Origin of the sequence: Paenibacillus taichungensis, assembly GCF_013359905.1 — a bacterium.
Classification (GTDB): Bacteria; Bacillota; Bacilli; order Paenibacillales; family Paenibacillaceae; genus Paenibacillus; species Paenibacillus taichungensis.
Map to the genome: position 1 here is coordinate 403362 of NZ_JABMCC010000121.1, position 19662 is coordinate 423023.

Below are 19662 nucleotides of genomic sequence, written 5' to 3' on the forward strand. Positions count from 1 at the left end.
GAGACGTACTGACGATGATTTCCTTTTTCCATTAGCAGATCGGTTAAAGGGGGGAGTTCGTTGCTGCCACATTGTCGCTGCACAATGCGGGCAGATTGAAACTTGCAGCTGAAGGGGGCGAAATAAATGTGTCTATGAGTAGTGACTTAAACAACACGGACAGCACAGGGCAAGCGAGTAACGTCATCAGACGAACGCTGAAGCAGAAGCTGGAGGCTCTTGTTCCGGCATGGAATGGCCGAGTAAAGGACATCCCTGCACCGGGAGAGGTGTTAGCCGGACCCTGTGCCGTGATTGCTTTTGCAGAAGAAGTACCGAAGTCTGCTTGGGCCGGGTATAGGAGGATTATCAAAATCTCTCCATATGCACGCCCCGAAGATGGAGGAGCTGAACAAGTGGAAGTATGGTCAGCAGCGCTGATGGAAGGACTACACCAAGTCAGGCTGGAGGATGAAGAAGGTGGGGCATTTACCTGTATTTATCTGGGTTCTTCGGATGGTGATCGTGTGGATGCCAGTTCTGGACTGGTTACGCGCAGCCTGCGGTTTGGGGTGTATGTTCCAGAAATGCTGGAATACGCTCAGGCTGAAACCACAGATTTGTGGATGGCTGCACTTCAGGGCTGGACACGAACTCAGCTCGGACAGGAGTGGTCCGTATATGGGGATGCCTGGCCTGGAGGTTATAGGGCCAAGTCCATACTGTGGCGATTGACGGGATGCAGCACAACCACCGCAGGGACTTCTGCGCTGGAGATTCGTAAGCAATGGATTGGGCATGTGCTGGCTGCGAATGTGGGAGATGTCCATCAAACGGTCACACATCTGGTTGAACAACTGGCTGTGCAACCCCGTATTGCTTTGACGGATACAGACGGTACGCGATATGTGACGGTGGATGAAGTTTCTGCCGACTTGCAGGCAGACGCTTACTTAAACGGGCAGATTCGTCTGACGTTGCAGCAGCGTATTCGCCGTCCGGGTACGGATGTGCCATTAATTCGTGAGATTCACCATAGCAAAGGGATAGAGTAAGCGCTAGTCGAGAGGGACTCTAGATGGGGTTCCAGATGAGAAATTCAATATCATACTTTAGCTTCAAATTCATAGGTTCATAGCTTCGAAATCGAATAGCTTGTATAGGGTCATAGGGACAAAAATTCATAGGTCAAAATTATAGGCCAAGATCTGGTTCAAAGAATGCAGCAGTCCAACAGATGAGGTGAAATGGTAATGGCAAGCTCCGTGAAAAATAACAAACAGGCTGCCCCGCAGTATACGCGGGCCGAGCTGATGAATCATGCCGAAGCCCTCTTTGCCGTTAAGGCAGAGGTGCTGTATGGTGCGCTGTACGAAGCAGCGCAAGAGACGTTTTCCATAGAGGAAGCGAAGGAACGTATCAACCAATTTATGAAAGCGAAGGTGAAGGGATAATGGCAGGCGGAACTTGGGAGCAAACGAATCGTCCGGTACTTCCGGGCTTATATATGAATTTTCAGGCGGCAGCAACCTCGGCCATTCAGGCTGGTAACCGGGGAACGGTGGTTGTGCCGATTAAGGCAAACTGGGGTCCGGTAGGCACTTTTGTGGAAGTCGGAAGCGAAGCTGCAATTGAGCGTATTTTCTCGGCGCATGCCCTGGATAATGGAACAGCTTATACATCCTTGAAGCTCGCCTTGCTAGGTGGACCGAAAAAGCTGCTCGCTTATCGGGTAGCCGGAGAGACGGCGAAAGCAGCCACGCTTACGCTGAAAGACAGCAGTGATGCAGCCGTTCTGCAACTGGACGCCAAGTATCCGGGTGACCGGGGTAACGGGTTCTATGTCACCATTCAGCCGGGGGTAATTGATAATACGAAGCATGAAGTGCGGTTGTTTGAAGGCAACCGGATGCTGTATGCACTGCTGACTGCAGATATTTCGGCAGCGTCGCTGGCGAAAGAGATCAACGCGGATGAAAGCAACATTTGGATTAACGCTCAGGCGATTGGCGAGGGTATAGGTGTCGTTGCAACTGTTGCGGGAGCGGCGTTCAAAGGTGGTGCAAGTGGCAACGATGGACTGACCAATGCGGAGTATATCGCCGTGCAGGGCGCGCTGGAAGGTGAGCAATTTGACGTTTTGGCACTGGATCATGCGGCGGATGCACCTTTGCTGGCGAGCTTTGCAGCTTGGGTGGAACGTGTGCGCAATGAGGGTAAACCTGTGATGGCTGTATTCGGTGGTACTACGGCAGACGATACCTCTGCGACTGCAGCACAGAAGGCGGCGGCACGTTCACTCACATTGAATCATGAGGGTGTGATTAATGTTGGTACGGGTGTGCGCTTGGGAGATGCATTCTACAGCTCGGCGGAAACGTCTGCTTATGTCGCGGGTCTGATTGCCGGACAACGTCTGAATGAATCCACCACATACGCACCTTCTCCGTTCGATGACGTGACGCGTCGCTGGACTCGTGCAGAACAGGAGCAGGCGGTTCAGAATGGCGTATTTATTTTCTTCCATGATGGACGTCAGGTGAAGGCGCTTCGCGGAGTGAATACACTCGTGACCCCTGCCGTAGGACAGAATAATGCCTGGAAAAAAATCCGTTCCATCCGAGTTATGGATGCAATTAATACGGATTTGCAGCGCTCTGCAGAAGATACGTATATCGGCAAAGTGAACAATACGGAAGAAGGACGTCAGGCGCTGATCGGTGCGATGAAAGCCTATTTGGCGCTGCTCGCACAGAGCAATGTCATTGAAGCTGAGGAATACGATGTCGTTCTCGACCCAGCGTATTATGGTGCTGCACCAATTCTCAAGCCAGAGGCGGATCAGGTATTCCTGCAATGGAATGTGAAGCTGACGGATGTAATGGAGCAGTTGTTTGGAACGTTTTACGTGCAATAAGGTTGTGTAGAAGAGAAGATCGGTTATTAGATTAACTAAAATTATTTGAGCTGGTGTTTTGCACGATAACGGAGAGGGCAGAAAAATCTGGGGGATAACAGTGTTCGGGAGATTGTTCTGCCAGGGAGTTATATCGTGTAACAATGATCAGCCAACCATTCCAAGGAGGAATTGTCATGTTGGATGCGTCAAGAGTCATTCTCGGTACCCATGGTCAGCTGCATATCGATGGTGTGTGGCAGACCAATATTAATAAGCTGGAGGCCAGCGTTGAAATTGAGAAACGTGAGCTGAATCTGGTCGGCAACGATTGGAAAGTACACAAGAATGGTGCTAAAAAAGGAACAGGTACCATGACAGGTTACAAAGTAACTTCGGACATGATCCAGCGCGGCTTCACCAAGTTCCAAATTATCTCGAAGGTGGACGATCCAGAATCATACGGTCATGAGAGTGTTTTGCTGAAAGGTTGCATGGTGGACAAAATCCAGCTCGCCAACTGGACAGCGGGTGAGGAAGTACCGGAGGAAACAAGTTTTACATTTGAAGGATTTGAATTGTTGAACCCGATTGTAGCGAATTAAGGATGGAATGACTTCGAACTTCTAAAAGACCTCGTAATGAAGCTTGTCTGATCAGGCGTATGTGCAACGAGACTTACAGAAATGGGAACACATGTAGGCCGAGAAATTCTCGGTCTCTTTGTTGTCCCTGAATATGGAGATATTTTAACCAATTGTGAAATGAGAAGGAGATCGCACCCCATGAGTATGAACGAAAATATGTCTGAAGAACAAATTTTGGATCAGTTGTTTGAAGCAGCAGAACGTTTGCCGGAAGAGAATGTACGCATTCAACGTTTGGATCTGTTGTTAACCTTGCGTGGATTGACATCCTCTAAAGTGGATCAGATCCGAGAACGCTGTACGATTCGCAAAACGGTCAAAGGCCGCACCGAGGAAAAGGTGGATACCGAAACATTTAACGCGCTACTGATCTCCGAAGCAACGGTGAAAATGAATGTGCGCGGACTCGAACTGTCCGGTTGGGGAGACAACCGCATCACGGGTCGCATGAAGCTGTCCGGTGGGGAACAAGCGGTTCGCCGTATGTTACTCGCGGGTGAGCTGGATGCCGTTGGCGACAAGGTGCTGGAGCTTTCCGGCTTCGGTGTGGAGATTGAAGACCTAAAAAACTGATTCACTCCGGCGGGATGATCACGTTCCTGTATCATATGTGGGTTCGTCATCATCTACGGCCCGGAGAATTCTGGTCTTTGCCACGCGGGGAGCGTTCGCTGTTGATTGCGTTCTCGGAAGAGGAAATGGCAGCGATCACCTCGCAAATGAATCGATAACTAGATCGGACAGGGGGTGAAAGAAATGGCAGAAATGATTGTAGGTTTGTCCAAATCTAATGCGGAAATGCGAACGACCATCCGATATCTGGATCAGATCCAGCGTTCTACCGAACGGCTGGGCAGAGTTCGCTATCAGAGTCTGATCAAGGTGAACAATGAGCTGAGAACAACCGGGCGTAGGCTGGAGAGCATATATAGCACGGCTGTGCGATTGAGCAGACTGCGGATTACACCTAAGATTGGATTGGATGACCAACTTAGTCCGGCACTTGATCGCGCACTAGTGAAACTGAACAGTTTCAGGAATCAGATGGTGAAGGCATCAGGAACGGTATCCGTTGAGGTTCTTCAGAAGGTTGAAGTGGCGATGGGGAAAATGAACCCGGCGAGTGGTTCCTCCATATCCGTTGTGATCGGGAGTAACAATACAACCATTAATAATGCAGCTAAAGAAGAAGATAAAAAGTGGTGGGAAAAAGCGCTAGAATATACCAGTACTGGTTTGGATATTGCAAATAACTTAACTGATTTGATTGGGAAGGGAAAGAAAGCTTGGGCTGATCGAAAGTCTAAAAAGGATAAGGCTTCTAATCCCAGTAAGAGTACAGAAGTTGCAGAAGGTAAGATAGGCAAGAATCAAACTCGAAACAGTTCAAGAACAGGTAGTGACACATCAAGCAAACCGCCTGTCCGGAAAGTATCTGGTGGACGAGGGGGAGGAAGGTTTGCTTCCAGAGCAGCTACTCCAACTCCTGCACCAACGCCGAGTATGTCCCAAATTGATACAGACACATCTGAGCGTGCCTTTCAAGAAGCTAAAAAAATGGACAGAAACCGAAGAATTGGTGGCGGTAAAAAGTCAAATTTGGTATCAGGCTTGATGTCTAGTTCACCCATGGCGATGTCCAATCTCTTCTCGGGAGATGGCATGTTGGGTAAATTGGGCGGCGGCCTTGCCAAAGGTGCTGGAAAACTGGTTCGTCCAATCAGCATGCTCGCTGATGTGGCCAACATCGCAAGCGCACCGCCGGAAGAGAGGGGCCGAGCGGTTGGTTCCATGATTGGGGGCACAGCAGGAGCGGCGATTGGTAGTGCAATCGGTAGCGTCATTTCACCTGTCATTGGCACGTATATAGGCGGCGCAATCGGCGGTTGGGCTGGCAGTGCAGCAGGCGGCTGGATTGGGGACAAATCCAAGGATATTGGAAAATTCATGTCCAACGCTACCGAGGGTGTGGGTAACGCATTGTCGGGTGCAGCGGATTACATCTCTGAGAAAACGAAAAACATCACCGATGGCATATCCAGTTTCTTCGGTTTTGGCTCGAAGAAGGAGGACAAGACCGTATCGGCAGCAACGGTCGCTTCAACGTCGCAAGTAGCAACAGGTCCGCAGATGCCACCTGCGTATATTCCACCGGCACTGACAATGACGGGTCCAGCAGCTTATATGAACAATAAGGTCGGCCAGTCTACATCTGCTGGTTTCATGGGAACAAGCGTGATGCAGTCCCAAGCCATGGGTCTAGGTAACGGAGCGCAACCTGCTGGAAATGCCAATGGCAAATTACAAATTTCCGAAGACCAGATGAGCAGTCTGTCCGGTTACCTCAAGGATTTTAAAACCGAAACAACCAACCAGATTACCGTCAACGTACCACAAGGTGCTGTGCAGGTGACTGTCCGTGAGAATGCTATCGACTACGATGCGATTTCACATCAGGTTGGAATGAGATTTGCAGGTGAAGTGCGCCGTGCGATGGAAAATCGAAAAACGATTATGGCCTAAGCAGAAAGGAGGCCTGTCATGACTGTTTTTAAAGATAACGTGGAAGGTGTCAAAATGGAATTTACCCTGATCGATGGGAAAACGAAGTTTCAATTCCCGGTGAAACCGGAAGAACTGACAATCTCCCGATCCAAAGGGTATGAGACGATTAATCTGCTGGAGTATGGCGAGTTTGATTTTGCGCAGGGGGAGAAGGTGAAGGAGATCACCTTCTCTTCTTTTTTTCCCAAAGAATATGATGCGTCCTATTGCATGTACGAGCCTTTGCCTGACCCGCGTGTAGCGATGAATATGCTGAATACGTTTCTGGTATCGAAAAAGCCGCTGCGTTTCATCATTACCAACACGGGGGTGAACGTGCCCGTGTATCTGATCTCGCACAATACGACCTTTCGAGGCGGTGAGAGCGGGGATATTTACTTTGACATTACGCTGCGAACGTGGCGGGATTCCAAAGTAGAGAAGGTTGGCGGTGCAACATCCGCGAGCAAGTCCGGTTCCCGTACGGATCTGAAAACGAGCAGTAAGACCTACACCGTCAAATCTGGCGATTCCCTATCCAAAATAGCAAAGCTTGAGCTGGGTAGTAGTTCCAAGTGGAACGAGATTTATAAGCTCAATGTGAAGACCATCGGCAGTGATCCAAACCGGATCAAGCCAGGACAAAAGCTGGTGATGCCATGACCTACAAGGTCATTGTCGACGACAAATATGACATCACCAAGCTGGTGGAGACGATTACGTTGAAGGATTCGCTCGACCAGATTGCCTATCAGGCGAACATCCGGCTGGCGGTGTCAGCGTCTTCGGGTCTGCCTTCGATCTCACCGGGTATGGCGGTGCGGATCAGCGGGATTCCTTTTGGCGAAAAATCAATGGTTCACTTGCTGCACCCTGCCGTCATTTGGGAAGTGGAAAGCTCTAACAGCGGCACCAAGCGACTGTCCCTGACCGTCTACGACCGGATGATTTATCTGGAAAAATCAGAGGATGAGTTCCTTCTGCCGAAAGACCAGACTGCTACGCAACGACTGAAAACGTACGCTAAGGAATGGAAAATTCCCTACACCGCGCTGCCGGATACCAAAACGAAGCTGAGCAAAGCGGTATATCGGTCGCAGACGATTTTTTCGATGATGTTTGCCGATCTGAAGGAAACGGTGAAGTCCGGTGGTGATATGTATCATCCGCGGATGACGCCGGGTGGGTTGCAGTTGTTCAAGGTAGGCAGTAATGCGAAGGTGCACGAGCTGGATCGGCTGATCGATCTGACTCAGATGCGTACGCTCGAAGGTGCGGTCACCAAAGTTAAAGTGATGGCGGCCTCGGAGTCCAGCAGCGGCAAAGAAGTTCCTTCCAAAGTGCTCGCGATTGAGCAGGCTGGTGTAGCCGAGCTGGGCACGCTGCAAAAGCTGATCGAAGACGATCAGGTCAAAACGGCGACTGCCGCCAAGAAGCTGGCGAAAAGCCGTCTGACGGGTATTCAGGAGACCTTTACCGTATCTGCACCAGATGTGAATACGATTCGTGCCGGAGACGCGGTGCTGCTCAAAGGGTTGAAACTGATTGTCATGTCGGTTAGCCGTGATCTGTCCGCTGGGCCTGGAACGATGACGTTGGAGCTTGGCACGGTCGAGATGGTGAAAAGGAGGGTTTATCTTGAATAAAGAAGATCCGTACGGGCATTTTGCCGAGGTCATGCGGGGTGCGATGAGCACACAAACCCGTCAGGCTGTGAGCGGCATGGGAGCGGTGCTAGGTACGATGACTTCATCCGGCGTAAAGCTGGATGATTTCAAGCACGAAGTGCAGGACTATCTCGTGGCCGAGCTGCCGGGTACGCTTGGACTGCCGGAGCGCGAGGCTGCTGGCTCGATTTCCGGTATACCTGACGTGGCAAACGGCGGAACGACGGGCACGGGACGGTTTCTTTTGCAAAAAGGGGAAGTGGAAGAAGCGGTGTGGTCTCTTAGTAAAGGATTGAAAGCCGGTGACCGTGTGCTGGCGATGAGAGTGAATGGCGGTAACGACATTGTGGTGCTGTGTAAGGTGGTGAGTGCGAATGCCTAGTTTGTTCCCGGAAACGGGTTTGGTATGGGGAGACGAGGAAGATCTGTCGGGGGCGACCTCGGAAGAGGTGCGATTTGGACGGAGCTGGCGATTCGATTACGATGCGGGGGATTTTGTGCTGACCCCAAGTGGCAAAGTCGCTGCGGCGAGTGGGCATGAAGCTTGGGTGCAATGGTGCATCAAGGCGTTAAAAACGCCAAGGTACAGACATGTGATCTACTCCCGAAACTATGGATCGGAGCTGGATGAGTTGGTTGGTCAGGGGGACAGCCGGGGTGTGATGGAAAGTGAGATCGCCCGGATGGTTACGGAGACGCTGCTGGCTGATCCACGCACGGATTTGGTAGACCAGTTTACGTTTGATTGGAATCGGGAGCAGTGCAAGTTCTCATGCCGGGTGGCGAGTGTGCAGGAAGAGATGTTTATATTGGAAAGTGAGGTGATCTGACGAGATGGCTGAGATTCCGCGTTATTTGGAAGACCAGAAGGAGGAACAGATTATGCAGCGTATGCTGGATCGTCTGCCCGCGGATCTGGACAAGTCGGAAGGATCGTTTCTGTGGGATGCGGAGGCCCCGGTAGCTTTTATGCTGTCTGAGGCGGCGCTCTGGGCGCAGGAACTGCTGCGGCGTGGCTTTGCGAGTACTGCGGCGAGCAGTGATCCCAATTTTCGTTCGGAAGAGCTGGATCTGCGGGCAGAAGAGCATGGCATTACGCGGCGGGCTGCGGTGGCGGCACAAGGTGCAGTGAGGTTCATGGGTACGCCGGGCAAGGTGATTCCTGCGGGTACGGTTGTGGCTACGTTGGCAGATGAAATCTCCGGTGAGGCTTCGCTCGAATATGAAACCGTTGGTCGTGTGGAGCTGGGAGAAGATGGTCTGGGTAGTGTTGGTGTGCGGGCGCTCGTTGCCGGAAAAGAAAGCAATGTGCCTGCGGGCACCGTGACCGTGCTGTCTACACCGGTAAGTGGCGTGACGTCTGTGGTGAACACGGACGTTATCAAAGGCGGTGCGGATATTGAAGCGGATACGGCGCTGCTGGAACGCTTTTATGCCAAAGTCCGCAACCAGGGGACAAGCGGCAACAAGGCACAGTATGTGCAATGGGCCAGTGAAGTACCAGGTGTTGGCGCAACACGCGTAATTCCGTTATGGCAGGGGCCGGGCACGGTAGGACTGTATCTGCTGGATACGGACAAACGTGCGGCAGGCAGCGATCTCGTGGCGGCCGTGCAGAAGTACGTGGACCCGACGCAGGATGGTCAAGGTGAAGGCGTTGCCCCGGCAGGTCCGGTGGTGTCGGTCATGCCAGCCGAGGAAGTGCCCATGAACATTGAGGTGAAGCTGACGCTGGCGAGTGATGCAACCTTGGCGGATGTCCGAGCATTGATCGAACGCGGGGTGACCGCATATTTGAAGCAGCTTGCTTTTGCTGATCCGCTTGTGCGATACACCCGTATTGCCGCGATCCTACTGGACATCCCGCCGATTATCGACTATTCGGAGCTTACCGTAAACGGTGTGAGCGACCAGAATATCGAGATGAAAGCGAGTCAGGTGGCGGTGCAGGGGACGGTGGATGTGGATGAGTAGTGTTCGGCAGAAGGTGAAAGCGAAGTGTGGATGTGGTGGCAGCGGTAGTGTGGGACATCGGGAATGTTCTGACTATACGGTATCTGGTTCAGCTGGAAATGAAGAAAGTGTCGGGCAAGAAGAGTGCTTGGGTCGTGTGGTACGCCGCTCGGTAGCGCAGCTTTTGAGTGAAGCTATTTACGTTGATGTGAAAGGAAAGGAGGATGCTGCTCATGAATGCACCTTCTGCTGTTCATGTTGGATTGACGAGTGAAAAAGGGCGGGAGCTGTTCTCGTATTTGCCGAGTTATTATGAGACTTCCCGTGTGATGCAGGCCGATATGCAGTCCAAAGGAAACGAGATGGATCTGCTGTATCAGGCGCTGGGTGAAACATTGGATCAGTTCTTTGTTCGTACGGCGACGTGGGGTTTGGATTTCTGGGAACAGGAGCTTGGCATTGAGACGGATCGTCTCAAACCTATGGAGCAGCGGCGTGCCGTGGTGGAGTCCAAGCTGCGGGGTGCCGGAAAATTTTCGGGCAGACTGGTCGCAAACGTAGCTGAGGCGTATGCCGGGGGCAAGGTGGATATAACGTTTCAGCCGGAAGCGTGGAGCTTTACGGTGAGCTTTGTGGACACGATGGGCATTCCGCCCAATATTGACGATCTCAAACGCGCGATTGATGAACTGAAACCGGCCCACATGGCCGTGGAGTATGAGTATCGCTATCTGATCTGGGACGATCTGGACAATAAACAGATAACCTGGGATGAACTGGACACCGCGTCCCTGACGTGGAATGAATTGGAGGTGTGGGCGTAATGCCAAAAGAAACAGATCGATTGAAGTTGCCTCTTCCCTTGGGGAACGAGAATGTAACCCGGGAGAGTATTAACGGGATTTTTGAGAAGATAGATGCAGGTGTGGCAACACGTGAAGCAATCCTTATATCTGCTGGTTCTGATCTTAATAGTTATATTACAGAAGGGGAGTATTATTGCCCGGAGAATGCCACGGTAGAAACTTTAGCTAATTCTCCAACAGGTGTAGCTTTTCATTTGACGATAGAAAGACATGCTGGTGTCGTCCAAACTCTAACAACTTTCGAGCCGGGTGACCTACAAGTTTTTCAACGCAACTACTATTTCGGATGGGGTTTGTGGAAAAAAGTACCTACAATGGACGAGATTGAAGAGGTAAAGCTACTTGGAGTTGAGCAGAAAGCCAATGTGGTTGCCGTCCTCAACTCCATCGGTTTATCGGCATCCACAATTGAGTCATGGGCGCAACTGATTACGAAAATGTCCGGAATCATTCGGGCAACAGGGAACACAACAACCGCCGACGTAATCGCTGGAAGAACGTTCAGTAATTTGAACGCAAATGGTTTAACGGGTACTATTCCTGATCGAGGACCTGGAGGTATCGTTACGCCAGGAGCATCTGACCAGACCAAAGCGGAAGGACGATACACAACCGCGATTACAATTAAGGGTGAACCGAATCTTATAGCTGGAAATCTACCTAAAGACAAGACATTCTTTGGTATAGCTGGACTTTTAGAACGTATGACTACATCCGAAAAACAAAGTATAGCTAATCAAATTACAGCTAAAGGTGTACGGGCTACGACGAGTGATTCAAATGTGGTACTTGCCCAAAAAATCGGTATGATTGAAACCTCAAAGTATGCGCGGGGGAGTCTCTATGCTTCGGAGGGGCAGGTATATGTCAGTGGGGTGGCCTTCCGACCAAAATTGGTCAAACTGTACGGTCAATATTCTAGCAACGAGAGCTACTTTACAGCTTGTTTTCTCTTCGACGAACCAATCCATAGCGTATATGGTATTATCCCTCCGGACACGTCTATCAATGGAAGCGGGAGGTCAGGGTTTGGGGAAACCCTGACGGTTAATCGCATCAGCAATGACGGGTTTGGCGTTACTAATTACAATTGGAGATATAATCAGATTTATTGGGAGGCTTGGGGACATTGAATAACGCAATAGGTAGACGTCTATATTATCTGAAAACGACGGGTGAAGTGATTCAAGATACAGGGGAGCGTACCGGGTGGGTTGTGGAAACCACTGTGGAGCAAGACTTCGCCACATACCTCGCATTGCAGGAACGCGTGCCCGATACGGTGGGTATGATTCAACTGGGATACGGAGCATATGATGCTGATCGAGCAGAAGGTGGGATAATAACCCGGATTGACCTGGATAAGTTGGAACCGCTATTCGCATATCCTGATCCAGTTGACCCAGAGACGCCGCAGGAACCGCGTCCGGCGCTCAGCAAGGAAGTAGACGCCTTAAAGCAGGCAGACTTACAGAACAAAGAAGCCATTGCAGCCTTATACGAAATGCAGTTAGGAGCGGATCTGGAGGTTTAATATCCTTGTTCGGCTCCTTTTGTTTCTGAAAGGAGGTGAGCAGCTAATGCAGGTATTCGTTACGATTTATGTATCTCTGATCGTGGCTGGACGCCGGACGGTTGATCAAGTGCTGGCGAACATTCGCGAGGACGTTAAAGCCGATCTGGTAGCGCTGGGTTACGAGCAATAATCATTTATGCCCTCTGGAGTGGTCAGGATGCTTTGCCTATTATTCCTATTAAAAATATACAGGGATTTATTCTGTGAAATGTAGAAAAATGGATAAAAATAAGGTGAACCTATTACGTCTTTCACACGACCAGGTCTGAACGAATATTTATAACACGTAAAATCGGATGCTAGTCCCTGTTAGATAGGAGGACCTAACCTATTTCAAATTTCCATCACTAGAAAAGGAGGTGAACCATGACCACACACCAATTAACAACTGCCATCGCGACTACTCTAACAAAGAATTTCCCTAACATCCCGGTCCACCCAGCAAATGGCGGCACCACACCTGCTTCAGACGCCAAAGGCATCATCTACCGCCTGCTTTCCGCGCAACTTACCCGGGAGCGTAGCGATCGCTTCGTGCAATCTCATGCATTCGAAATCCGCTGGCTCGATGCAAGCAACATTCCAGACACCCTGCCGGACGAGCTCTTAGAAGCATTGGAAACGATCAATATAGAGGGAACCCCCTATCGAGCAACGGATCTACGTTGGGAGACCGAGGGCACTACACCTCGAATGCTGGTGTACTACACCATGCGAACCATCAAAGTGTCGGAGTCCGTCCCTGCCATGCAACAACTGGAGCAGCGACCCACCGCAATTAAAGCCGCGAAAGAATAACTATATAAATTGAACTAAACATTTACATGAGAACGGAGAGGACAGCAATAACCTGAAGAAGCGGAGCGTGCGCCTTTATCCCCGGATTTTCCCCTTTGAAAAAGGGAATCAAAAAAATCTGGGGATAACAGCGATCGGAAGGTTGTTCTGTCATCGGAGTGGCAAATGTAAATATTCTTTAGTTGAACTTAATCAATCAAATGAGGGGATCAGTATGAAAGGAATAGGAGGCGCATTGGCGATGTTTACGAAAAAAGAACCGGACTCTAAAAAACCGGAGGCTCAACAGAAAAACAACCAGAAATACAGCAAAGCACAGTTCGCCGAATCCCGGCAACTCAGCCGAATTGAGAAAGACATTTTGGCAGCAGTTCTGCTGGAACAAAAAACGTACACCTTGCAAGAAGCGCAAGAACACATCCAACAATTTATGAATGGGGAGGCACAATAATGGCTGGAGGAACATGGACAACACAAAACAAGGTACGCCCCGGCGTATATATGAATTTTGCATCGGAGGGCACATTGCCGGGGACGGTAGGGGAGCGGGGAACGGTGGCATTGGCACTTCCATTATCATGGGGACAAGCAGGCACAATCCTGACTGTACAAGCAGGTGAAGATGTACAAGCCAAGTTGGGCTATGACTGGACAGCACCGCAATTACTGCTGATTCGCGAGGCATTGAAACGGGCGCAGACCTTGCTTTTTTACAGACTCAATGCAGGTACCAAAGCCAAGGCAACCTTGGATAAACTGACGGTGACAGCCCAACACGGTGGTGTACGTGGTAATGATCTGGCTGTTGTAATCTCAGCAAATATCAATGACCCGGAACAATTGGATGTCTCCACGTTGCTTGCGGGTAAAGAAGTGGACAAACAAACTTCATCCACCATCGAAGCTCTGGAATCCAACGCATACGTCACATTTACTGGTGAAGGGGCACTCACAGCTACAGCGTCACTTCCACTAACAGGTGGATTGGATAGTACAGCAACGAACCAGGAGCATGCCGATTTCCTCACCAAGCTAGAGGTGTTAGATTTTAATACGGTCGGTCTGATCTCAGACGATGCCACACTCAAGTCAGTCTACACAGCTTACATCAAGCGTTTGCGTGATACCGAAGGCAAGAAGGTGCAACTGGTTCTGTCCGATTATCCGGCAGCAGATCATGAAGGTATTATCAGTGTCAAAAATGGTGTTGTGCTCGCAGATGGTACCGTTCTTACGCCGAAACAAACCGTAGCATGGACTGCCGGTGCAACAGCGGGAGCTAATCTGAATGAATCCCTGACGTTCCGTGCCTATGACGATGCCGTGGATGTGAACGGACGATTGACGCATAGCGAGACAGAAGCAGCATTGCGTAATGGCGAGTTTGTCTTTACCGCGAGCAGCAACCGTGCAGTGGTGGAACAAGATGTGAATACATTCCGTTCCGTAACACCGGATAAGGCACGTCATTTTGCCAAAAACCGTGTTGTCCGTGTACTCGATGGTATCGCAAACGATATGAAACGGATCTTCGAGTCCTATTACATCGGCAAAGTAAACAACAACGAAGATGGGCGCAGCCTGTTCCGTTCCCAATGTGTCACTTATCTGAAGCAACTTCAGGATATCGGTGCCATTCAAAATTTTGATTCCAAAACAGATATCACTGTTGCTCCGGGAAATGAGACGGACAGTATTCTGATCGAGATTCAGGTCCAGCCTGTGGATTCCGTTGAAAAAGTATATATGAAAGTGAAGGTGGTTTAAGATGGCATTTTTGAAAGCAAGCGATACGATCTCCGGCCAGGAAGGCCGCGCATACGCAACGATTAACGGACAGACGGAAGAAATGTTCTATGTGAAGACGCTGGAAGCAACAGTGGAGAAACAAAAAGCAGAGGTCAAAACCTTGGGCCGTCGCGGTGTACAGCACAAAGCAACCGGTTGGTCCGGTTCAGGTTCCATGACGATCTTTTATACCACTTCCCGTTTCCGTGAGCTGATGCTCCAGTACATGCAAAATGGTGTGGACACGTACTTCGACATTGAAGTGACCAACGAAGATCCTTCGTCTACGATTGGCAAACAGACCGTAACCCTCAAAGGCGTCAATCTCGACAGTGTGATCATGGCATCCCTGGATACCGAGGCGGAGGCGTTGGAGGAAGAAGTGAGCTTTACTTTTGAAGATGTCGATATGCCTGTATCGTTCAATCTGCCGAAGTAATGTAGCGTGGAAAGCATAGTGATTTGAGATTTATAAAGAGTATAAATTAACAGCGGGTTTGTAAAAGAAACCTGTTCAACTTGCCTGTGTTACGGGCTATTTGGCATGTCAAAATTCTGCTCTTCGCCGCTTCTTGCGGCGGGGAGCCTAACTTTAGAGGAGGAACAATACATGAGTGGATTAAGTATGTTTTTTGCCCAAAATGCAGCAATGGATACAACGGAGGAGTATATCGTGTCCCCCCGTTTCAAGGATGAGAAGGGCGAGCCAGTGGCCTGGAAACTGCGCAGCATGACCGAGGACGAGAACCAGGAATGCCGCAAGGCGGCTACTCGCAAAATTAAGGGCAAGAACGGTGTCTACACACCCGACATCGATCCGAATGATTACATGGCTCGTCTGATGAGTGCAAGTGTGGTTTACCCCGATTTGAAAAACGCAGAACTCCAGCGGTCATATGGCGTGATGGGGGCGGAATCGCTTTTGCGGAAAATGCTGTTGCCTGGGGAATTTGCTTCGCTGGGTGAACAGGTTCAGAAGCTGAACGGCTTCAATCAGGATATGAACGAACTGGTGGATGACGTAAAAAACTAATTAAAGAGGGCGATTCCGAAGCCAATCTGGCTTATTACGCTCTCCATGAATTAAACATTTTGCCGCATCAGCTAATGGCCTTCTCCATGCGAGAACGAGCGGCCATCTATGCGATGATCTCCATCCGGGTAGAAGAAGAGAAGAAAGAACGGTCCAAGAATCGCGCCCGGAAGAAATAAAAAGGAAAGGAGGGAGAAATGAATGTATGCCATGTTTGCAAGACTGTATATCATGTCAAACAATATGGTTCAGCAATTTCAAAATCTGCCTACCGTAATCAATTCGGTATTCAACCCTGGAAATCTGAGCCGAATTCAGTTGGCAGGCAACTTACTCCAAGGTGTGTCAGAAGAACAGGCTAAGGTAAATGCTGCCTTTACAGAAGGAGCCCAGCGCGTGCGTTCCTGGATCAGCATGATTAAATCAGCAGGACAAGCGGTTCTTGTACCAGCGGCGCAGGAAGAGGATCTGAAGCATCGCTATATGTCTACTACGGGTGATGATGCTCAAGGGGAGACGATCTTTAATCGGTACCGTGCGGAAGCGTTCAAGAGCGGACAGAATGTTACTGATGCTTTGAAAGGTGCGCTATCGCTCATCCCATATGCACAGAATACGGATCAGGTTGACCAACTGAGAGATATGACTAAACGGTTGAGTATGCTTTCTCCAGATGGAAAAAGTATGTCAGATGCATCCAGTGCCTTGGTCGCTGCCATGAACGGAGACAACGGTGAACTTGCCAATTCTTTTAACATTCCTGCAGAAGCTCTTAGCGGAGCGGGTCTGCAACAAACCATTGATTCATCCAATCTGGATGGGTTTATCACAAAGCTTGATGTCATTCTGCAAAAACAAGGCTATACCCAACAGGCTTTTGACACCATGTTAGATTCACCGTTACAGAAGTGGAATGCACTAGTTAATCAGTTTAATGGAGTTCTCCGTCAGATTGGACAGGCAGCCCTCGTTGCCTTAACACCTTTACTGGATCGATTAAATGAAGCCTTTGCAAATGGGGAGTTCACGCTCATTATTGAGTGGATTAGTAATGCATTTACTGTTGCGGCAAACGCGTTGACGATGCTGGTAAACGGTATTTTATACCTTGCAGCCGTGATTCAGCAGAACTGGGATATCATTCAGCCTATCCTGATGGCATTGGCAATTGTTGTACTGGCATTGGTCATCGCACAAGTCTATAGTCTAGTTGCTGCGTGGTTATTGTTGAATTGGCCGATTCTTTTGGCAATTGCTGCGATTGCGGCAGTTATTGGAATCCTGAACATGATGGGGATGTCAGGTACACAGATCCTGGGAGTTATTATTGGGTCATTTATGATGCTTGGGGAAATTGTACGCGTAGTTGTGGCTACAGTCTGGAACCTGTTTGCTTCGCTGGGGGAGGCTATTGTTAACTTTTTCATAGACCCAGTGTATGCCATACAGAAGTTATTTAAAGACATGGGGATTTTCATACTTGATATATTCTATAATGTTGTAACTGTAATTGAAGATGCCATGGAACGAATTAATGGTGGGCTTAACAGTCTGATCAAACTGGTTAACAAAACTTTTGGCTTTAATATTGGTTTGTTTCAAGAGTCAGATATTAATTTAGGTGGCAAGCAAATAAAGGAGTGGAAGAAAGGCCTGGAATCCTGGGAGCCTACGAGTGACAAAGATGTGAAGACATTTTTCAAAATGGACGGAGAATACAATCCTAAAGCTTTTGAAGATGGTCAGCAGGTTGCGGAGGATTTACTTTCTGGTTTCTCTTCAACCTCGAATGCGGATTCCAAGGATAAAGGTTTACCAGGCGGTAATTTTGGCAAAGACTTCACACCCGAAATACCCAAAACACCTCCTATGCCTTCCATACCAACTGCACCTGTTCCCACCGTTGTTCCAAATAACAATATGAGTAACATCAACAAAATCAACAATATCGGGCAGGTGGACAAGATCGGTGATGTGGATGGCACAGTGGATGTGACGAGCGAGGATCTGAAATTGATGCGTGAGCTTGCCGAGATGCAGGCGATTCAACGATTTGTCAGTCTGACGCCAACTGTTCAGGTCACCACAGGGGATATCAACAGCGGACATGATGTGGACAGCATCATCAGCAAAATCACCGATGGACTGAACAGTCAGATCGTCTCCAGTGCTCAGGGGGTGTATGGATAAGTGGAATATTATATTCAACTGAGTTTCAATAACCGCTCAGAATACATGTTTTTCCCGGTGACACCAGAGAGCATTGAGTTTTCGGATTCGGGAGACGGTAGTACGTTTAACGTGAGCGCTTTGGGTGAAATTAACGTGATCAAGTCGCCGAAGCTGCGTGAAGTCAGTTTCAGCGGGATTTTTCCGGCTGACTACAGCCCGTATCATCTGAACTATGATGCAAGACATCCGGCGTTGCAGAAACAGTTCTACCGTGATCCCTATGAATATGTGAAAAAGATCATCCGTTGGATGCAGACGGGTAGACCCGTCAGAATGTTCTTTTCCAGTGAAAGGTACACCATTAATATGGCGGTTTCCATTGAGAGCTTCGACTGGAAGGAGACAGCGGGTACGGTGGGGGATATCCAGTATGATATCAAGCTGAAGCAGTTCATTTTCTATGCCGCCAAAAAAGTAGTGCCACTCAAGGACAGCAAGGATACTGCTGCTTCAAAAACAAAAACTAAAGCCTCCCGGCCCAATGAAAAAATCCAGCCAAAGACTATTACACTCAAAGCCGGAGACTCCTTGTGGTCTGTAGCCAAAGCCCATCTGGGAGATGGATCTCGCTGGAAAGAGTTGCAAAAGCTGAATGGCATCAAAGATGCACAACTGAAGAAGCTGCCGATTGGACTTGTGATCAAGCTTCCGTGAAAGGAGAGGGAATATGCAAGAGCAGATCAGGCTGGACGATAAGCTGGCAAACATGAAGGAACGGTTATTGCTGGATGACAAGCAGGGCAACATCTGGGACATTAGCGAAATTGCTGGCGATATTACGTACAAAACCTCCCGTATCGGCAAGCCTTCCTCTCTTGAATTCACGTTGATCAAGGGCAGCCTGTACCAGAATAAGAAATTCACCTATGAGAATGGATATGTCGTGAAATATATCAGCAACGAGGTAGGCATATTTTACGGATATATCTTCTCGGTGGATAGTGGCAAGGACGAAAGTGTCAAAATTAAAGCCTATGACCAGACTCGTTATCTGACCGCAAATCAGACGTACAAGTTCGTTAACGCAACCGCTACGGATGTGATTAAACGAATTGCTACCGACTTTCAGTTGAAGGTGGGCGAGCTGATCCAGCCGAAATATGTTATTCCGCGTATGTTGTTTGATAATAAAAAGCTGATTGACATGATCTGTGAGGCGTTGGACCGAACGTTGATCTATGGCGGAAAAAACTACATCTTCTACGATGATTTCGGCAAGCTTGTGCTTCGGGATGTGGAAGAGATACCTTACGGCTTTGTCATTGGGGATAACAGCCTGCTCACCGATTACAGCTATACAAAGTCTATTGATGACCAAACATATAACAAGATCAAGCTATATCGGGACAACAAGGAAACGGGCAAAAGAGAAACGTTTGTTCATCAGGATTCAGGCAGCATCCGTCAATGGGGGCTGCTTTTTTTGTACCAAAAAGCGGATGATGGTCTGAACGAAGGCCAGATTGATGACATGCTGAAGACCCTGATGACCCTCCGTAACCGCGAGACGCAGACGTTGAAAGTGGATGCGCTTGGTGATTTCAAGGTGAGGGCAGGCAGTTTTGTGAACATCCAGATCGATGAACTGAAGATTAATCAATATTTTCTGGTAGACGAATGTACGCATAAGGTACAGGGGGGCGTGCACACGATGTCGCTGGATTTGAAGGTGGTGTAACGATA

Annotated in this window: 25 protein-coding genes; all 25 read left to right on the plus strand. The window is 49.2% G+C overall.

Annotated elements, in window-relative coordinates; translation table 11 throughout:
* Positions 1–128 precede the first annotated feature (128 nt).
* Entirely contained in the window at positions 129–1034 is a 906-nt protein-coding gene (locus HP548_RS29465; RefSeq protein ID WP_175383646.1) for a hypothetical protein, read from the plus strand.
* A gap of 198 nt (positions 1035–1232) precedes the next feature.
* Positions 1233–1433 carry a hypothetical protein gene (locus tag HP548_RS29470; RefSeq protein WP_175384013.1) on the plus strand — a complete coding sequence of 67 codons (201 nt, stop codon included), beginning with the start codon at positions 1233–1235 and terminating at the stop codon, positions 1431–1433.
* Complete coding sequence (locus tag HP548_RS29475) at positions 1433–2896, plus strand: phage tail sheath family protein (protein WP_175383647.1); 1464 nt, start codon at positions 1433–1435, stop codon at positions 2894–2896. Before HP548_RS29470 ends, HP548_RS29475 begins: the two co-directional genes overlap by 1 nt.
* Before the next feature lie 176 nt (positions 2897–3072).
* Positions 3073–3480, plus strand: coding sequence for a phage tail tube protein (locus HP548_RS29480; protein ID WP_064640174.1), 408 nt, complete (start codon positions 3073–3075; stop codon positions 3478–3480).
* 180 nt (positions 3481–3660) lie between these two features.
* Complete coding sequence (locus tag HP548_RS29485) at positions 3661–4095, plus strand: phage tail assembly chaperone (RefSeq protein ID WP_053783415.1); 435 nt, start codon at positions 3661–3663, stop codon at positions 4093–4095.
* A gap of 35 nt (positions 4096–4130) precedes the next feature.
* Entirely contained in the window at positions 4131–4253 is a 123-nt protein-coding gene (locus tag HP548_RS33800; RefSeq protein WP_256337973.1) for a hypothetical protein, read from the plus strand.
* A gap of 25 nt (positions 4254–4278) precedes the next feature.
* Complete coding sequence (locus HP548_RS29490; RefSeq protein ID WP_175383648.1) at positions 4279–6045, plus strand: hypothetical protein; 1767 nt, start codon at positions 4279–4281, stop codon at positions 6043–6045.
* Between the two features lie 54 nt (positions 6046–6099).
* Positions 6100–6729: a LysM peptidoglycan-binding domain-containing protein gene (locus HP548_RS29495; RefSeq protein WP_175384014.1), complete on the plus strand. Its 630-nt coding sequence runs from the start codon at positions 6100–6102 to the stop codon at positions 6727–6729.
* Positions 6726–7712 (plus strand): XkdQ/YqbQ family protein, encoded by a 987-nt coding sequence (locus tag HP548_RS29500; protein WP_175383649.1) that lies wholly within the window; start codon positions 6726–6728, stop codon positions 7710–7712. Before HP548_RS29495 ends, HP548_RS29500 begins: the two co-directional genes overlap by 4 nt.
* Positions 7705–8115, plus strand: coding sequence for a hypothetical protein (locus tag HP548_RS29505; RefSeq protein ID WP_175383650.1), 411 nt, complete (start codon positions 7705–7707; stop codon positions 8113–8115). Before HP548_RS29500 ends, HP548_RS29505 begins: the two co-directional genes overlap by 8 nt.
* Positions 8108–8563 (plus strand): DUF2634 domain-containing protein, encoded by a 456-nt coding sequence (locus tag HP548_RS29510; protein WP_175383651.1) that lies wholly within the window; start codon positions 8108–8110, stop codon positions 8561–8563. Before HP548_RS29505 ends, HP548_RS29510 begins: the two co-directional genes overlap by 8 nt.
* Positions 8564–8567: 4 nt before the next feature.
* Positions 8568–9707, plus strand: coding sequence for a baseplate J/gp47 family protein (locus tag HP548_RS29515; protein ID WP_175383652.1), 1140 nt, complete (start codon positions 8568–8570; stop codon positions 9705–9707).
* Positions 9700–9960, plus strand: coding sequence for a hypothetical protein (locus HP548_RS29520; RefSeq protein ID WP_125477268.1), 261 nt, complete (start codon positions 9700–9702; stop codon positions 9958–9960). Before HP548_RS29515 ends, HP548_RS29520 begins: the two co-directional genes overlap by 8 nt.
* On the plus strand, positions 9920–10510 hold the full coding sequence (locus HP548_RS29525) for a YmfQ family protein (RefSeq protein WP_175383653.1): 591 nt from the start codon (positions 9920–9922) through the stop codon (positions 10508–10510). Before HP548_RS29520 ends, HP548_RS29525 begins: the two co-directional genes overlap by 41 nt.
* The gene (locus tag HP548_RS29530; RefSeq protein ID WP_175383654.1) at positions 10510–11685 is read left to right on the plus strand and encodes a pyocin knob domain-containing protein; all 1176 of its coding nucleotides are present in this window, start codon (positions 10510–10512) and stop codon (positions 11683–11685) included. The genes HP548_RS29525 and HP548_RS29530 overlap by 1 nt, the downstream gene beginning before the upstream one ends.
* On the plus strand, positions 11682–12086 hold the full coding sequence (locus HP548_RS29535) for a hypothetical protein (RefSeq protein ID WP_175383655.1): 405 nt from the start codon (positions 11682–11684) through the stop codon (positions 12084–12086). The genes HP548_RS29530 and HP548_RS29535 overlap by 4 nt, the downstream gene beginning before the upstream one ends.
* A gap of 46 nt (positions 12087–12132) precedes the next feature.
* The gene (locus HP548_RS33805) at positions 12133–12258 is read left to right on the plus strand and encodes a CD1375 family protein (RefSeq protein WP_281364931.1); all 126 of its coding nucleotides are present in this window, start codon (positions 12133–12135) and stop codon (positions 12256–12258) included.
* 236 nt (positions 12259–12494) lie between these two features.
* Positions 12495–12926 carry a phage tail terminator family protein gene (locus HP548_RS29540; protein ID WP_175383656.1) on the plus strand — a complete coding sequence of 144 codons (432 nt, stop codon included), beginning with the start codon at positions 12495–12497 and terminating at the stop codon, positions 12924–12926.
* Positions 12927–13167: 241 nt separating this feature from the next.
* The gene (locus HP548_RS29545; protein ID WP_175383657.1) at positions 13168–13377 is read left to right on the plus strand and encodes a hypothetical protein; all 210 of its coding nucleotides are present in this window, start codon (positions 13168–13170) and stop codon (positions 13375–13377) included.
* Positions 13377–14693: a phage tail sheath family protein gene (locus tag HP548_RS29550; RefSeq protein ID WP_175383658.1), complete on the plus strand. Its 1317-nt coding sequence runs from the start codon at positions 13377–13379 to the stop codon at positions 14691–14693. The genes HP548_RS29545 and HP548_RS29550 overlap by 1 nt, the downstream gene beginning before the upstream one ends.
* 1 nt (position 14694) lies before the next feature.
* Positions 14695–15153 (plus strand): phage tail tube protein, encoded by a 459-nt coding sequence (locus tag HP548_RS29555; protein ID WP_017690162.1) that lies wholly within the window; start codon positions 14695–14697, stop codon positions 15151–15153.
* Positions 15154–15324: 171 nt separating this feature from the next.
* Positions 15325–15747: a phage tail assembly chaperone gene (locus HP548_RS29560; RefSeq protein ID WP_175383659.1), complete on the plus strand. Its 423-nt coding sequence runs from the start codon at positions 15325–15327 to the stop codon at positions 15745–15747.
* Positions 15748–15948: 201 nt separating this feature from the next.
* The gene (locus HP548_RS29565; RefSeq protein WP_217504859.1) at positions 15949–17937 is read left to right on the plus strand and encodes a phage tail tape measure protein; all 1989 of its coding nucleotides are present in this window, start codon (positions 15949–15951) and stop codon (positions 17935–17937) included.
* A complete protein-coding gene (locus tag HP548_RS29570; RefSeq protein ID WP_175383661.1) occupies positions 17938–18633 on the plus strand; it encodes a LysM peptidoglycan-binding domain-containing protein in 696 nt (231 codons plus the stop codon). It begins immediately after the preceding gene.
* A gap of 13 nt (positions 18634–18646) precedes the next feature.
* Positions 18647–19657: an XkdQ/YqbQ family protein gene (locus HP548_RS29575; protein ID WP_175383662.1), complete on the plus strand. Its 1011-nt coding sequence runs from the start codon at positions 18647–18649 to the stop codon at positions 19655–19657.
* The last annotated feature ends 5 nt before the right edge of the window (positions 19658–19662 follow it).

Coding starts and splice junctions, on each gene's coding strand:
- HP548_RS29470 (WP_175384013.1), top strand. CDS start 1,233: ATGGCAAGCTCCGTGAAAAATAACAAACAGGCTGCCCCGCAGTATACG.
- HP548_RS29475 (WP_175383647.1), top strand. CDS start 1,433: ATGGCAGGCGGAACTTGGGAGCAAACGAATCGTCCGGTACTTCCGGGC.
- HP548_RS29480 (WP_064640174.1), top strand. CDS start 3,073: ATGTTGGATGCGTCAAGAGTCATTCTCGGTACCCATGGTCAGCTGCAT.
- HP548_RS29485 (WP_053783415.1), top strand. CDS start 3,661: ATGAGTATGAACGAAAATATGTCTGAAGAACAAATTTTGGATCAGTTG.
- HP548_RS33800 (WP_256337973.1), top strand. CDS start 4,131: ATGTGGGTTCGTCATCATCTACGGCCCGGAGAATTCTGGTCTTTGCCA.
- HP548_RS29490 (WP_175383648.1), top strand. CDS start 4,279: ATGGCAGAAATGATTGTAGGTTTGTCCAAATCTAATGCGGAAATGCGA.
- HP548_RS29495 (WP_175384014.1), top strand. CDS start 6,100: ATGGAATTTACCCTGATCGATGGGAAAACGAAGTTTCAATTCCCGGTG.
- HP548_RS29500 (WP_175383649.1), top strand. CDS start 6,726: ATGACCTACAAGGTCATTGTCGACGACAAATATGACATCACCAAGCTG.
- HP548_RS29510 (WP_175383651.1), top strand. CDS start 8,108: ATGCCTAGTTTGTTCCCGGAAACGGGTTTGGTATGGGGAGACGAGGAA.
- HP548_RS29515 (WP_175383652.1), top strand. CDS start 8,568: ATGGCTGAGATTCCGCGTTATTTGGAAGACCAGAAGGAGGAACAGATT.
- HP548_RS29520 (WP_125477268.1), top strand. CDS start 9,700: ATGAGTAGTGTTCGGCAGAAGGTGAAAGCGAAGTGTGGATGTGGTGGC.
- HP548_RS29525 (WP_175383653.1), top strand. CDS start 9,920: ATGAATGCACCTTCTGCTGTTCATGTTGGATTGACGAGTGAAAAAGGG.
- HP548_RS29530 (WP_175383654.1), top strand. CDS start 10,510: ATGCCAAAAGAAACAGATCGATTGAAGTTGCCTCTTCCCTTGGGGAAC.
- HP548_RS33805 (WP_281364931.1), top strand. CDS start 12,133: ATGCAGGTATTCGTTACGATTTATGTATCTCTGATCGTGGCTGGACGC.
- HP548_RS29540 (WP_175383656.1), top strand. CDS start 12,495: ATGACCACACACCAATTAACAACTGCCATCGCGACTACTCTAACAAAG.
- HP548_RS29545 (WP_175383657.1), top strand. CDS start 13,168: ATGTTTACGAAAAAAGAACCGGACTCTAAAAAACCGGAGGCTCAACAG.
- HP548_RS29550 (WP_175383658.1), top strand. CDS start 13,377: ATGGCTGGAGGAACATGGACAACACAAAACAAGGTACGCCCCGGCGTA.
- HP548_RS29555 (WP_017690162.1), top strand. CDS start 14,695: ATGGCATTTTTGAAAGCAAGCGATACGATCTCCGGCCAGGAAGGCCGC.
- HP548_RS29560 (WP_175383659.1), top strand. CDS start 15,325: ATGAGTGGATTAAGTATGTTTTTTGCCCAAAATGCAGCAATGGATACA.
- HP548_RS29565 (WP_217504859.1), top strand. CDS start 15,949: ATGTATGCCATGTTTGCAAGACTGTATATCATGTCAAACAATATGGTT.
- HP548_RS29575 (WP_175383662.1), top strand. CDS start 18,647: ATGCAAGAGCAGATCAGGCTGGACGATAAGCTGGCAAACATGAAGGAA.